Here is a 13,276-nt window from a genome sequence, read left to right as displayed (position 1 = left end):
TTGCCGGATGCAGATGGTCATTTTCGGTCTTACCGTCACGTCTTCATGGGGTAACGGCCATGCCACCTTATGGAGGGGACTGATCCGCGCCCTCGCCCGACTGGGATGGTCCATCACCTTCTTCGAACGCGACACCCCCTATTATGCCGGGACGCGTGATCTCGATCATCTCGATGGCGGCAACGTCGTTATCTACCCGGACTGGGAAGACATCCGCCGCGTTGCTGAGGGCGCGATGAAGCAAGCGGATGTGGTCGTCGTCACCTCCTACTGTCCCGATGCCGTGGAGGCCTCGCGGCTGGCGCAGCAGGCAGGCCGCGGACTGCGTGTCTTCTACGATCTGGACACGCCGGTCACGCTAGCCCGCATCGAACAAGGCGAGCGTCCTCCCTATTTCGGGCCAGAGGGTCTTGCCGATTTCGACCTCGTCTTGAGCTACACCGGCGGCTCGGCGGTCGACGCGCTGAAGTCGGTTTTAGGCGCACGCCACGTGGTGCCGCTCTACGGGCATGTCGATCCCGACCAACACCGGCCGGCAGAGAAGCGGGCCGAATTCGCCGGCGATCTTTCCTATCTCGGCACCTACGCAGCGGATCGCCAGGCCGGCGTCGAAAAGCTGCTGGTCCGCCCGGCCGCGCGCCTGCCTGACCACCGCTTCATCATTGGCGGCGCGCAATATCCGCAGGAATTCCCATGGAGCGACAACATCTTCTTTGTCAGGCATCTTCCGCCCGCCGATCATCCGGCTTTCTTCTCATCGTCGCGCCTGACACTGAACGTCACCCGCGAAGCGATGGCGCAGAAGGGCTGGTGCCCGTCGGGGCGGCTCTTCGAAGCGGCCGCGTGTGGGGCTGCCATCGTCACCGATGCATGGCCCGGCCTCGCGGAATTCTTTGAACCCGGTCGCGAAATCCTGTTGGCGCACGACACGGATGATGTGGTTGCCGCATTGCGATTGCCGGAGCGCGAACTCGACCTCATTAGAAGGCGTGCCCGCGAGAGGGTCTTGGGCGAACACACTTCCGCCCGGCGCGCGGCGGAACTGGATCGCATCCTGAGTGATGCCTTTCAAAAATCTCCCGGCGAACCGATGAAGGAAGCAGTCTGATGTTGGGCATCGTGCCCGCTGCCGGGCGTGGCAGCCGCATTCAACCACTCGGCTTCTCGAAAGAGCTGCTGCCGGTCGGCAGCCGGGTGGATGGGCAGACCGAGCGTCCCTGCGCGGTGAGCGAATATCTGGTGCGGCGGATGGTGCGCGCCGGCGTCGACAAGATCTGCTTCATCATCGGATCCGGCAAATCCGACATCCTCGAATACTACGCCGCCGGTTATGGTGACGCCGCGGCCCTTTTTGTCGTGCAGCCCAACCCAGTTGGGCTTTGCGATGCGATTTTCCGGGCAGCCCCCCTCGTCGCGCCCGACGAGGTCGTCCTGGTCGGCCTTCCCGACACGATCTGGTTTCCCGAGGACGGCTTCTCCCGCCTGCCCGACAACTCCCTGTCATTTCTGCTCTTCCCGGTGGACCGCCCCGAATTCTTCGATGCGGTGGTTCTCGATGAGAAGGATCGGGTGAAGGAAATCCAGGTCAAGCGGCAAGATGCTGCCACAAACTGGATCTTGGGGGCGTTCAAGATGCCGGGCCGGACCTTGCACGAGCTTGAGGCACTCTGGCGCGAACGGAACCGATGCGACGAATATATCGGCACCCTGATCAACGCCTACCTGGCTGCCGGCGGCGGAGCCTACGGTGTCAGGGCTGGAGTCTCCTACGTCGATGTCGGTACGTTCAACGGCTACCGCACGGCTCTTCGGCTGCTCGAGGACGGCGCCACATCCGAACAACATCAGACCACCATTGTTGTGCCTGGGGCACACCCGCAAGTGCCCGTCGTTCCGGGTGAAGGAGCCTGAACCATGCTGCACTCCGACGCTGAAATCCGCCGCCGCATCGATGCGCTCGGCCCATGGTTCCACAACATGGAACTGGCCGGCGTCGAAACCGCTCCCAACCATTTTCTGGGCAATTACCCGCTGATCAAATGGCGCAAATTCGCCGATGCCATTCCCGCTGATCTGACAGGCAAGGCGGTGCTGGATATCGGCTGTAATGCCGGCTTCTACTCCATCGAGATGAAGCGTCGAGGTGCTGCCCGTGTCCTTGGCATCGATTTCGACGAGGCCTATCTGGCGCAGGCTCGTTTTGCCGCCGAGATCGCGGATTGCGATATCGAATTCCAGAAACTTTCGGTCTACGACGTCGGCGCCCTACGTGAGACATTCGATGTCGTGCTGTTCATGGGGGTGCTTTACCACTTGCGCCATCCCTTGCTTGCGCTCGACCTGATCCGTGAGCATGTCGCCGGTGACCTGATGATCTTCCAGTCCATGCAACGCGGCAGCGCGGATTTGCCCGAGCTGGAAGAGAACTATCATTTCTGGACGCATGACCTGTTCGACCGGCCTGAATTTCCCAAGCTCCATTTCATCGAACACCGCTATGCCGATGATCCGACCAACTGGTGGATTCCCAACCGCGCCTGCACCGAAGCGATGCTGCGCAGCGCTGGTTTCGAGATCGTTCTGCATCCCGAGCACGAGGTCTATTTCTGCCGCGCTGCCGGCGAGCCGGGCGGAGGCGGCGCGATCTATCCGTCGAAAGGAAAGCTCCATGATTGAAGCCGCGATGATCTGGAACGAGCCCAACAACAAGTCACATTGGGACCCCGAGCTCGACCCCGATTGGAGCCGCTTTGCCAGCATGGCGATCCTGTCGGCGGACGCGATCGCGTCCGAGAACCCGGCTCTGACAAAAGTGCTTGGCGGCATCTCGCCAATCGATCCCGGCTTCATCACGCGGATGAAGGAATTGGGCGTGCTGAACCATGTCGACGCCGTCGCCGTACACGGCTTTCCTCTCGACTGGAACCTGTGGCAGATCCAGGAGTGGCCGCAGAAGATCGGCGAGATCGCGACCGTCACCGATCTTCCCATCTGGGTCAGCGAAGTCGGCGTATCGACCTTCGGCGCCGAGGAAATCCAGGTTTGGGGGCTCAAGCGCACCGCCGATTTGCTGCTCGGCAACGCGCCTCGCATCCAGTGGTACAGCCTCTATGATCTTCCGCGTGAATGGGAAGCAACGACGCGGCATCGCGAAGCGGAGGGCTCCTCCTATTATCGTCATTTCCACATGGGGCTGCTGCGCCAGGACGGGACGCCAAAACCGGCGCTGAAGGAATTCCTGCGCTATACACCCGCGATAGGGCTGGTGCAGTGGTTCCATTTCGAGGACCCGCGGCTGGATGATGCCGTTGCCTGGATGAAGCGGCTGGGCGTCACCAACATGCGCACCGGACTTTCCTGGGCGGACAGCTTCCGGCCGAATGCGCTGGACTGGTTCGACCGGCAGATGGAAGCACTCGTCGATTTCGACGTGACGGTCACCTTCTGCTTCACACCAGAGCATCGCGGAATGATGCCCCACCACACGAGCCCGCCGCTGGTGCCGGAGGAATTCGCGGAATTCTGCGCAACCATGATCCGCCGCTATGCGCCTGCCATGACCTCCGCCTCGCTCCCGACGCGGCCGGCGTCTGCCGCGTGAAAGTGTCATGCTGCCCATGCACAAGGCGCCTGACACATTGGACGAATTCGCGGGACCGTCGATGGGTGGGGATGCCGCGTACGGCACCGGGACGCGACCAGCCACCACACTCACCGTCCTCAATGTCGCCTACCCTCTCGCGCCCGTCGGGCCCGACGCTGTCGGCGGTGCCGAACAGGTTCTGTCGATGCTCGATCGGGCACTGGTTGGCGCGGGTCACCGCTCCATCGTCATTGGCTGCCGTGGCTCCAGCGCGAGCGGCACTCTTGTGGAAACACCGGCTGAAAACGGCGTCCTCGACGAGGCGGCGAAGCATCGCGCGCAACAGGCTCATCGCAAGGCGATCGCCGCTGCCCGCGCCCGATGGCCGATCGATGTGGTTCATTTGCACGGCATCGATTTCGATGCCTATCTGCCCGACGATGGTCCGACCTTGGTGAGCCTCCACCTGCCATTGGACTGGTATCCGGCCGAGGCGCTGCGCCCGGCGCGCGACGACCTATGGCTCCATGCGGTCTCAGCCGCCCAGCACAAGACCGCGCCACCAGGCGCCAGACTGGCGGCGCCGATTCCGAACGGCGTCGACATCGAAGCGCTGAACCTGCTTCAGCCGAAGCGCGACTTTGCCCTGGTTCTGAGCCGCGTCTGCCCGGAAAAAGGTATTCACCTGGCGCTGGATGCGGCCAAACAGGCGGGTGTGCCATTGGTCATCGGCGGCAAGGTTTATCCCTATGAAACGCACACGCGCTACTTCCACGACGAGGTCCAATCTCGTCTCGACGGCCGCCGCCGCTTCCTGGGTCCGCTCGGTTTTACCGCCAAGCGGCGCTTTCTCAACGCAGCGCGCTGTCTGGTCGTTCCGAGCCTGGCCGCCGAGACCAGTTCGCTTGTGGCGATGGAGGCCTTGGCCTGCGGCACGCCGGTGGTCGCTTTTCCAAACGGTGCGCTCCCGGATGTGATCGAGCACGGCAGGACGGGTTTTCTCGTCAACACTGTCGACGAGATGGCCCAAGCCATTCTTGCTGCGTCCAGCCTGGACGCCGAGACATGCCGGGCCGAGGCGCGACGGCGCTTTTCGCTGGAACGGATGATCTCGTCTTATATGGACGCCTATCAGGCGCTGGCAGAACTTGGCACCGATCGCCGGCGCTTTGTTGCGGCACCGTGAGCAAGGCGGTGCTGCGCTGCGAAATCATCGGTGACCCCGCACAATTCGAGGCCTTGACGCCGCACTGGTGGAGACTGTGGGAGCAGAGTTCCTCGGCGACGCCGTTTCAATCCCCCGCCTGGCTGGTGCCCTGGTGGCACGCATTCGCGCCCGGTGAACTGGCGACAGTCGCGGTCTGGCATGGCGGCGATCTGGTCGGGCTGGCGCCACTCTATCTTGAGCATGGGATGTCCGGTTCGAAGCTGCTTCCGGTCGGCATTTCGCTCAGCGACTATCTGGATGTCCTGGCTGTCCAGGATGTCCAGGCGGCGGTCGTCGCCGCAATTGCCGAAGCGATCCTCTCGGTCGAGTGGTCGCAGTGGATCTTGTCTGATCTGCCGCAAAACAGTGTCGGTCTTGCGATCGCGCATCCCGATCTGAAGATCGACGCGCCAGTAAATCATGCCGCCTGTCCCGTGCTCGCCATCGCCGGCGACGAAACATTGGCCGGCTGCGTCCCCGCCCGGCGCAGGCGCCAATTGCGCCGGGCGCGCCGGGCCGCATCCAAACGCGGCCGGATTGCGTTTTCGTCGCCTCGGAGTGACCACCAAAACTTCCTTAACCAGCTGATCCGCCTGCACGATGCGCGCTGGGCAGGACATGGCGGTGGTGTGTTGGCCAATGCTGCGGTTAAGCAATTCCACCGGCTCTCGCTTCCCTTGCTCGATGCTCACGGCCTGGTGCGATGCTGGCTGTTCGCGATCGATGGCACGACTGTCGGCGCCTACTATGGATTTCACCACCGCGGCCGTGCCTATGCCTATCTCGGCGGCTTCGACCCTGCCTATGCCGAGGAGAGCCCAGGCGCGATCCTGATCGGCCACGCGATCGCGGAGTCGATCCGCGAAGGTGCGCGCGAGTTCGATTTCCTGCGCGGCCAGGAGGCCTACAAATATGGCTGGGGAGCCGGTGACAGGTGGACGATGCGCAAGCTCTGGACACGGAGTTGATGCCATGGGTTTAAACGTGCCGGGATCCGCGCAGCGCAGGAGATCGGTAAGACTGGCGGTCGAAGACTGCATGGGCGATGGGGTCAGCGCCGAAGCTGTTCTCGCCCGGTTGGCGCTCTACCTGCCGCCTACGATTGGAGCCGCGGAATTGGCGGAGCTCATGCGGAAAATCCGTCCGGCGGATACCGACGAAGCGGAAAAACTGCGAAAAATCGCCGGACTGCTGCGCCGCAAGCCGGGCATTTTTACCATGTTGCGGGCGACGGGCGGCGCCGTTCGGCATGAACGCGCCAAGGACGAGACGGATGCCGCCGTCGTCACGCGGCTGGCCTCGAGCTTTGATGCCGCCGCAGCGATTTCGGGAGCCGCAAGTGTGCAACTGGCATCTCTTGGCGATGAGGAGAGATTGTCAGCGACGACCGATGAAATCGTTGCATGGCTGGAGGCGCTAGAATTCACCGGAAGCGACCGAAATATTCTGGACATCGGTTGCGGCATTGGGCGTTTCGAGCGCGCGTTGTCCAAATCCTTCGGGCGGATGGTCGGCATCGATATATCCTCGCGAATGATCTCCATCGCCTCCCAGCAATGCGCCGAACTCAGCAATGTCGAGCTGCGGCAGACCTCCGGTCTCGACCTGACAGAATTCGGCGACGCGAGTTTCGATTGCGTGCTGGCGGTCGACAGCTTTCCCTATCTGGTGCTGGCCGGCATGGCTGAGCGGCATTTCGAGGAAATTGCGCGCGTTCTGAAACGGCCGGGCTGGCTTGCGTTGCTGAACTATTCCTATCGGGGATCGCTTTTTTTAGACCGCGCCGACATCGGTCGCCTGGCGCAAGCTCACCGGTTGCGGGTCCTCATCGACGGTGAGAAGCCGTTTCGGTCATGGGATGGCGATGCCTTCCTGCTTGCCGGGTGAGACGGAACATTACAGCGCGATGCCAGTTCGGACGTCGAATAAAGGCACGTTAAGAGCGTCCCCAATTCGAAGGAGATTTTCATGGCATCCGACGGCAAAAAGCATTTCGGACGCGGCAGCCAGGGTAAGGGTACCGGCGCCGGCGCAATGACCAATCTGCCCAAGGACAAGATCGAAGAGAACGCGTTTTTGTCCAATCGCGACAAGAAGCAGCACAGCGAAGAACGTGGGCTGGACGGCAATCGAATCAAGTCCGATCAGTATCAGGATCACGCCGCGAACCATTTGCCCAAGGAGTAAACGGCCTTACGCCCTCTGCGTGGTCCGCAACGATGCAGGTCATACAAATAACCTGTGCAAGGACCGCCCGTGACATTCTCAGCGGTGGACATCGGCTTGTAATGCCAGGCGCTTATCACCACACTACGATCAAGGGACCGCTGTCTATCAAGAGAATGTGATGTCTCGTTTGAACGACGATACCACGGATCCGCATGTCGAGATGGCAGTGGATCAGGAGATTGCTTCCCTCCTGGCCGCCATTGAGCGGGAAAAGATTCCAGACCGGCTGACCAAGCTGGCGGTCGAATTGCAGAACGCGCTTGTCGAGAAACGTCGGCGCGATGTGAGGAACTGACTATCTGCGACTGTCGATCTCGATATCAAGCTGGCCATCTGACAGCTGATTTCGCCTTTCCATCAATGTCTGTAATGAGCTCTCCCCAAGGAGCTCCAGAATGTTGGCGCGGGCACGGTTCAGCCGGCTTTTGACCGTCCCTACGGCGCAGCCGCATATTTCGGCGGTTTCCTCATAGCTCACTCCCAAAACGCCAATCAGCATCAGGACCTCGCGTTGGTGTTCAGGCAGCTTTTGAATCGCGCCGTGAACTTCCTTGCTCTGAACGGTCCATTCCTGGGTGGCTTCCGAAATCGGCCTCGAAGACGCGCAATCGAGCAGGCCCGGCGCTTCCCGGGCAGCGATCTTGACACGGGTGTAATAAGTGTTGCGCATGATGGTGAAGAGCCAAGACTTCATGCGTGTACCGGGTTCGAACTTGTCGATGTTGGCGAGCCCTTTGGTCAACGTCTCCTGCACAAGGTCGTCGGCGTCGTCTGGAACGCGACAGAAGGTGCGCGCGAAGGCGCGCAGGGCAGGTATCAGGTCAACGATGGAAACTTCATTGGTTTCCTGGTCGGCCAAAAGGTAGCCTCCGGATGACAATGGTCTAGCTCCCAGAAGAAAGAGTGAATGAACGAAGTCAGAGCTAAATGCATGGAGGTTTGCTTCGTTCCGGCTGCTGGAAACAACTCTTCGGAAATTCGACAAGCACGGGGATGCCAGCCGACGGTCGTGTCCGGCGCGGCCATTCCTTCATGGGAACAAAGCCTCGCATCGGCGGTTTGGTGAGCTAAGTGCATCAACCTTCCGTCATCGATCGAGGACATGTCATGGCCAAATCCGCCCATCGCTCCGCTCGTCAATCGGCAAGTGGACTGGACCAAAATAGCGCGCGCGGAAATGGCGGGGAGCTGCACCAGATCGTTGGAAGCGAGACGCCCACTCTCACCACTGCGCTCGGAACGCCTGTCTCCGACGATCAGAACACGTTGCGGATCGGCGAACGCGGACCGTCCCTGATCGAGGACTTCCACTTTCGCGAGAAGATTTTCCACTTCGACCACGAACGCATCCCGGAAAGGGTCGTTCATGCCCGCGGCTATGGCGCGCATGGTTATTTCGAGACCTACGAGTCACTGGCCAAATACACACGTGCGGACATTTTCCAGCGAGCCGGTGAAAAGACGCCGGCCTTCGTACGGTTCTCGACGGTTGCCGGCAACAAGGGTTCGTTCGACCTCGCCCGCGACGTGCGCGGCTTTGCGGTCAAGCTCTACACCAAGGAAGGCAATTGGGACCTGGTCGGCAACAACATCCCGGTCTTCTTCATCCAGGACGCCATCAAATTTCCCGACCTGATCCACGCCGCCAAGCAGGAGCCGGACCGCGACTTCCCGCAGGCCCAGACCGCACATGACAATTTCTGGGACTTCATCAGCCTGATGCCGGAATCGATGCACATGGTGATGTGGATCATGTCGGATCGCGCGATCCCTCGCTCCTTCCGCTTCATGCAAGGCTTTGGTGTGCACACATTCCGCCTCGTCAACGCCAAGGACGAATCCACCTTCGTCAAGTTCATCTGGAAGCCGAAGCTCGGCATGCAGTCTGTGGTCTGGAACGAGGCCGTCAAGATCAATGGCGCCGATCCCGACTTTCATCGCCGCGATCTATGGGACGCTATCCAGTCCGGCAATTTCCCGGAATGGGAGTTGACGGTGCAACTGTTCGATCAAGCGTTTGCCGACAGCTTCGACTTCGATATTCTGGACGCAACGAAGATCATTCCTGAAGAGGTCATAGAGCCGATCCCGGTCGGGCGGCTGGTGCTTGATCGGATGCCGGACAATTTCTTCGCCGAGACCGAGCAGGTTGCCTTCATGACGCAGAATGTGCCGCCCGGAATCGACTTCTCCAACGATCCGCTCCTCCAGGGCCGCAACTTCTCCTATCTCGATACCCAATTGAAAAGGTTGGGGAGCCCGAACTTTACCCATATCCCGATCAACGCCCCGAAGTGCCCGTTCGCCCATTTTCAGCAGGACGGACACATGGCCATGCGCAATCCGGTCGGTCGGGCCAATTACGAACCGAATTCATGGGGACTGGGACCGCGCGAGGATCCGCAACGCGGCTTCCGTTCCTTCGCCGATGCCGAGGAAGGGCAGAAAGTACGTCTGCGGGCCGAGAGCTTTGCCGATCACTACAGCCAGGCCCGGCAATTCTTCAACAGCCAGACACCACCGGAGCAGCGTCACATCGCCATGGCGTTGACGTTCGAATTGAGCAAGGTCCAGGCACCGGCGATCCGCGAGCGCATGGTTTCGCATTTGCTGAACATCGACGAAAACCTGGCGACCACCGTCGCCGACAAGCTCGGCATTCGCAACATGCCCGAACCCGCCGAGGCGGCCGTTCCGATACGTGACGACTTGCCGCCGTCGCCGGCCCTCAGCATCATCGAAAACGGACCCGACAGTTTCAAAGGCCGCAAAGTCGGTGTTTTGCTCAGCGATGGAACCGACACCACCCTGTTCGAGGCACTCCGTTCCGCCATCGAAGCGGAAGGCGCCGTTATGGAGGTGGTTGCACCCAAGGTGGGCGGCGTCGAAGCCGCCGACGGTACCCACATCGAGGCCAGGCACATGATCGACGGCGGTCCATCGGTCCTGTTCGACGCGGTGGTGCTGCTCCTCTCCGAGGAGGGCGCCGGGCTGCTGCTCAACGAGGCGACCGCGAGGGACTTCGTGTCCGACGCCTTCGCTCACTGCAAGTTCATCGGCTTCACGCCGGGAGCCGAGCCGCTCATGGCCAAGGCGGGTGTCGCACCAGATGCCGATGAGGGGCTGACGCGGCTGGATTCGGCAGCCTCGGCAAAGACGTTCGTGCAGGCCTGCCGGAAACTGCGGCTCTGGGCGCGCGAGGCAGCTGTCAAGCTTTGATCGGCTGGACCGCCGGCGGTGTCCGCAGGACCCGGGCTGCAAGCCACGGCTTGCCACGGCCACCTATCATCGACTGTCCTTTCCAGCGGCCTGTTCCCGCTGCTTCTTCAGAACCTCGTCGGTTCCGACCAGCTTCTTTGCTCCGCCTGAAATGGTCGTGGATACCACTGCGGGCGGATCGCTCGCCGGGAAAGAATCCTCCAAGCCCGATTGCAGTTGATCCTCGAGCGTCTGGGGCTCTTCGGACCGACCGGGCGTTCTGCGCGTGTCTATCTTCTCCAGCGACTGTTTCCCTTTTGGCGAATCCTTCGCATCGCGGACCAAGGCATAAAGCTGCTCGATCGCGAATTCCTTGATTGGTTCGAAATCGGCCCGGTCGTCCTTCGTCGCCTCGATCCGGTCGACCATGGCTTTCTCGAACCGATCAAGGGCTTCAGCTCCACAGGCGTGGGAAAGGCGCAGCAATGCCTCGTGCAGCATCAGCGGAGTAAAATAAGCCGAGGCTTCAAGCTTGAGTTGCCGTAGACGATCCGGAGTGGCGGCCTGGAATTTTGACATGGACAACGTCCTTTCTCCCATAAGCATCTCAACGACATTTGACCGCCGATGTTCCACCACGCCTGAACCTTCACGCGCGGCGAACTATAGGAACCAGCTTGCCACCAGTCCCGCCGATGCCGCAAAAATCGCGAGCGTCGTCACACCGCCCAAGATGTTCGTGCTTGTGCTATTGACCTTGTCTCCCATGATCTTGCGGTTGTTGGTCATGATGAGAATGAGAAGCAGGAGGGGCGGTGTGGAAAACCCTTGCACGATGCCCGACCAGACCAGGGCTTTCATGGGATTGAAGCCGAAGAAGTTGAGCCCGATGGCCACAAGCGTGATCATCCCGATCGCCATATAGAATTTGGGAACCTGGCGCGGTTTGGCATTCAAGCCATTCTTCCATCCCATCGCCTGAGCGAAATCGAAAGCGGCGCCGGCCGTCATGATCGGAACAGCCAGAAAGCCGACACCAATTACGCCGGCCGCAAAAAGAATTGCCGCCGCATCGCCGGCAAGCGGCCGCAGCGCTTCGGCAGCCTGCGCCGCGGTCTCGATCTGCGTCTGGCCGGCCTTGTAGAGCGTGGACCCCGTCGAAAGGATGATGAAATACATGATCAGATTGGAAAAAGTCATGCCGATCAGAATATCGCGGCGAGATCGGCGCAGTTCGCTCTCAGTGGCGCCCCTGCGCTCTTCGAGGCTCTTTCGGCCCTTGGCGATCTCCTCCTCCACCTCCTGGTTGGACTGCCACGTGTAGAGATATGCGGAGAGCGTCGTCCCGACGATGGCGACGAGAATGGACAGGTATTCGCGGCTGAACTCTATCCTTGGCAACAGCGTGCCGCGCAGGACCGAGGCCGCATCCGGTTTGGCAAGCACTGCGGAGACCACATAGGCGAGCAGAGCCAATGCCAGCCACCGGAACACATTGCGGATCAATTTATACGATCCGAACACCTGCAGGGTAAAAATGACGATCGCAATGGCAATGACGACCAGCGGAGCAGGCAGAGGAACGAACAAGATAATGGCCGCGGACATCGCACCAAGGTCGGCGGCTGCCTCGATCGTATTGCCAATCAGTACCCCCACCAGCACAGACCATAGCAGCCAACGTGGGTAAAAATCGGATATGGCCTTGAAAAGGCCACGACCCGAAACCTGACCAAGTTTGGAGGAAAGATAGACGACGAGATACATCATCGGCAGCGTGACAGGTGCCGTCCACAGCAGGTCGGGCCCGAACCGGGCCCCGGCACTTGCGTAGGTGCCAATGGCCGAACAGTCGTCGTCGGCTGCCCCGGTGATCAGTCCCAGCCCGAGAGCCCGGACCACGCCGCCTTCTTTTCGTTCGCCTGGCCTTTGGCCCGCATCAGGTGGCCCGCTCATTGGAAGCGCGTTTTTGTCAAAGGCACGCAAAAAGTCATGACAAACATTCCAGCCGGATGCTCACAAAGCGGGTTTGAAGCTGCGTTAAGACGAGGCTCGAACCTTTGGTCAGGCTTTTTGTTCCTGGAGAGCGCTGTTGCGACGAGCGCGATCTCGTCTGACGCGGCTCTTTCGTTAGCGCCGAAAATCACGGCAAACGCACGCCTCTATTCTGGAGAACGCTGGCGTCGATGCCACTAATCAGGGGGCGAAAAGCGGTTCATTCGTTTCGTCATCGGCTCGTGCTGCCACCGATCACCATCCGCACGCCAAGGCCAATGATGAACAAACCTGCGAGGCGCTGCTGCCAAAGTCTTGCACGAGGGTGCCGCATGATCCACGCGCCGATCGCGCCCGATGCAAGCGCATAGGTCCCCAACACCAGCACCCCGGTTATCTTCTGCGTCGCGCCGAGCAGTACCAGTTGCAACGTGACGAAGCCCCTATGCGGATCGACAAATTGCGGCAGGAATGCAACCATGAACATCAAAGGCCAAGGGTTGCTCAGATTGGCGATCATGCCTTCGCGGGCGGCGGCAAGCGGCTGAAGCGCCTCATTGTCATCGACGGCAACCGTTGCCGAGGATGAAAGCAGCAGCCGGAACCCGAGCCAAACGATATAGGCCGCGCCAGCCCATCGAAGGAGGTTGAACGCCAGCGGCGAGGCGCGGACCAGCGAGGACAGGCCAAAGGCAACCAGCGGAAGTTGCACCAGTCCGGCGCCCAGCGTCATGCCGAGCACCGTGAACAGGGCCACGCCGCGCCCCTGCCCGATGCCGCGAGCCATCACCAGCATGCTGTCGGGGCCTGGCGGCGCCTGCATGAGAATGACGGTTCCGACGAAAGCTATCCATAAAGAGGGATCGATGGGCATCTCCATACGCGCTGCCGAATATCAAAGTGGTCAGCCGTCACCAGGTTCCGACGGCAAATCGAAAAATCCTGTTGCGAAGAATTTGGAGGCTTTGGCACGAACCGAAGCATGGAACATAGGGCCGATCCTCGAAGTTGAAACGCAGGGATTACGCCAGAACCGGTTTGGAGGCCCGATCGGGACATAAAGC

General features: G+C 60.7%; 15 protein-coding genes. 11 read left to right on the top strand and 4 right to left on the bottom strand.

Features of this window, described 5'->3' with window-relative positions:
- The first annotated feature begins 7 nt into the window (after positions 1-7).
- From X743_RS144215 to X743_RS1000000171230, 9 genes are all read left to right on the top strand, one after another.
- On the top strand, positions 8-1,108 hold the full coding sequence (locus X743_RS144215; RefSeq protein ID WP_023768125.1) for a glycosyltransferase: 1,101 nt from the start codon (positions 8-10) through the stop codon (positions 1,106-1,108).
- Complete coding sequence (locus tag X743_RS144220) at positions 1,108-1,911, top strand: sugar phosphate nucleotidyltransferase (protein ID WP_023768124.1); 804 nt, start codon at positions 1,108-1,110, stop codon at positions 1,909-1,911. Before X743_RS144215 ends, X743_RS144220 begins: the two co-directional genes overlap by 1 nt.
- A gap of 3 nt (positions 1,912-1,914) precedes the next feature.
- Positions 1,915-2,676, top strand: coding sequence for a TIGR04290 family methyltransferase (locus X743_RS144225; protein WP_023768123.1), 762 nt, complete (start codon positions 1,915-1,917; stop codon positions 2,674-2,676).
- The gene (locus X743_RS144230; protein ID WP_023768122.1) at positions 2,669-3,601 is read left to right on the top strand and encodes a beta-xylosidase; all 933 of its coding nucleotides are present in this window, start codon (positions 2,669-2,671) and stop codon (positions 3,599-3,601) included. Before X743_RS144225 ends, X743_RS144230 begins: the two co-directional genes overlap by 8 nt.
- A gap of 61 nt (positions 3,602-3,662) precedes the next feature.
- On the top strand, positions 3,663-4,769 hold the full coding sequence (locus X743_RS144235) for a glycosyltransferase (protein WP_051508615.1): 1,107 nt from the start codon (positions 3,663-3,665) through the stop codon (positions 4,767-4,769).
- The gene (locus tag X743_RS144240) at positions 4,766-5,758 is read left to right on the top strand and encodes a GNAT family N-acetyltransferase (protein WP_023768120.1); all 993 of its coding nucleotides are present in this window, start codon (positions 4,766-4,768) and stop codon (positions 5,756-5,758) included. The genes X743_RS144235 and X743_RS144240 overlap by 4 nt, the downstream gene beginning before the upstream one ends.
- Complete coding sequence (locus tag X743_RS144245; protein ID WP_245264310.1) at positions 5,703-6,677, top strand: class I SAM-dependent methyltransferase; 975 nt, start codon at positions 5,703-5,705, stop codon at positions 6,675-6,677. Before X743_RS144240 ends, X743_RS144245 begins: the two co-directional genes overlap by 56 nt.
- 81 nt (positions 6,678-6,758) lie before the next feature.
- On the top strand, positions 6,759-6,977 hold the full coding sequence (locus X743_RS144250; protein WP_023768118.1) for a hypothetical protein: 219 nt from the start codon (positions 6,759-6,761) through the stop codon (positions 6,975-6,977).
- A 160-nt stretch (positions 6,978-7,137) separates the two neighbouring features.
- Entirely contained in the window at positions 7,138-7,314 is a 177-nt protein-coding gene (locus X743_RS1000000171230; RefSeq protein WP_084555618.1) for a hypothetical protein, read from the top strand.
- On the opposite strand, the gene X743_RS144255 is transcribed toward X743_RS1000000171230, so the two are convergent.
- Complete coding sequence (locus tag X743_RS144255) at positions 7,315-7,878, bottom strand: sigma-70 family RNA polymerase sigma factor (RefSeq protein ID WP_023768116.1); 564 nt, start codon at positions 7,876-7,878, stop codon at positions 7,315-7,317.
- A gap of 248 nt (positions 7,879-8,126) precedes the next feature.
- Here X743_RS144255 and X743_RS144260 point away from each other — a divergent pair, with 248 nt between their 5' ends.
- Complete coding sequence (locus tag X743_RS144260) at positions 8,127-10,238, top strand: catalase (RefSeq protein WP_023768115.1); 2,112 nt, start codon at positions 8,127-8,129, stop codon at positions 10,236-10,238.
- Between the two features lie 66 nt (positions 10,239-10,304).
- Here X743_RS144260 and X743_RS144265 read toward each other — a convergent pair whose 3' ends face one another.
- From X743_RS144265 to X743_RS144275, 3 genes are all read right to left on the bottom strand, one after another.
- Complete coding sequence (locus tag X743_RS144265; RefSeq protein WP_023780194.1) at positions 10,305-10,796, bottom strand: hypothetical protein; 492 nt, start codon at positions 10,794-10,796, stop codon at positions 10,305-10,307.
- Positions 10,797-10,880: 84 nt separating this feature from the next.
- The gene (locus X743_RS144270) at positions 10,881-12,173 is read right to left on the bottom strand and encodes an Nramp family divalent metal transporter (protein ID WP_023768113.1); all 1,293 of its coding nucleotides are present in this window, start codon (positions 12,171-12,173) and stop codon (positions 10,881-10,883) included.
- A 271-nt stretch (positions 12,174-12,444) separates the two neighbouring features.
- Entirely contained in the window at positions 12,445-13,008 is a 564-nt protein-coding gene (locus X743_RS144275; protein ID WP_245264309.1) for a LysE family translocator, read from the bottom strand.
- 25 nt (positions 13,009-13,033) lie between these two features.
- Between X743_RS144275 and X743_RS1000000172970 the strand changes: the two genes are divergently transcribed.
- Entirely contained in the window at positions 13,034-13,273 is a 240-nt protein-coding gene (locus X743_RS1000000172970) for a hypothetical protein (RefSeq protein WP_198028495.1), read from the top strand.
- Positions 13,274-13,276: the final 3 nt, after the last annotated feature.

The organism is Mesorhizobium sp. LNHC232B00 (genome assembly GCF_000502435.1).
GTDB lineage: Bacteria > Pseudomonadota > Alphaproteobacteria > Rhizobiales > Rhizobiaceae > Mesorhizobium > Mesorhizobium opportunistum.
The sequence above is the reverse complement of the archived record's forward strand: the minus strand, read 5'-3'. Positions and strand labels throughout refer to the sequence as shown.

Coding starts and splice junctions, on each gene's coding strand:
- X743_RS1000000172970 (WP_198028495.1), top strand. CDS start 13,034: ATGAGAATGACGGTTCCGACGAAAGCTATCCATAAAGAGGGATCGATG.
- X743_RS144250 (WP_023768118.1), top strand. CDS start 6,759: ATGGCATCCGACGGCAAAAAGCATTTCGGACGCGGCAGCCAGGGTAAG.
- X743_RS144235 (WP_051508615.1), top strand. CDS start 3,663: ATGGGTGGGGATGCCGCGTACGGCACCGGGACGCGACCAGCCACCACA.
- X743_RS144270 (WP_023768113.1), bottom strand. CDS start 12,173: ATGAGCGGGCCACCTGATGCGGGCCAAAGGCCAGGCGAACGAAAAGAA.
- X743_RS144225 (WP_023768123.1), top strand. CDS start 1,915: ATGCTGCACTCCGACGCTGAAATCCGCCGCCGCATCGATGCGCTCGGC.
- X743_RS144230 (WP_023768122.1), top strand. CDS start 2,669: ATGATTGAAGCCGCGATGATCTGGAACGAGCCCAACAACAAGTCACAT.
- X743_RS144245 (WP_245264310.1), top strand. CDS start 5,703: ATGGCTGGGGAGCCGGTGACAGGTGGACGATGCGCAAGCTCTGGACAC.
- X743_RS1000000171230 (WP_084555618.1), top strand. CDS start 7,138: ATGTCTCGTTTGAACGACGATACCACGGATCCGCATGTCGAGATGGCA.
- X743_RS144215 (WP_023768125.1), top strand. CDS start 8: ATGCAGATGGTCATTTTCGGTCTTACCGTCACGTCTTCATGGGGTAAC.
- X743_RS144220 (WP_023768124.1), top strand. CDS start 1,108: ATGTTGGGCATCGTGCCCGCTGCCGGGCGTGGCAGCCGCATTCAACCA.
- X743_RS144260 (WP_023768115.1), top strand. CDS start 8,127: ATGGCCAAATCCGCCCATCGCTCCGCTCGTCAATCGGCAAGTGGACTG.
- X743_RS144275 (WP_245264309.1), bottom strand. CDS start 13,008: ATGCTGGTGATGGCTCGCGGCATCGGGCAGGGGCGCGGCGTGGCCCTG.
- X743_RS144265 (WP_023780194.1), bottom strand. CDS start 10,796: ATGTCAAAATTCCAGGCCGCCACTCCGGATCGTCTACGGCAACTCAAG.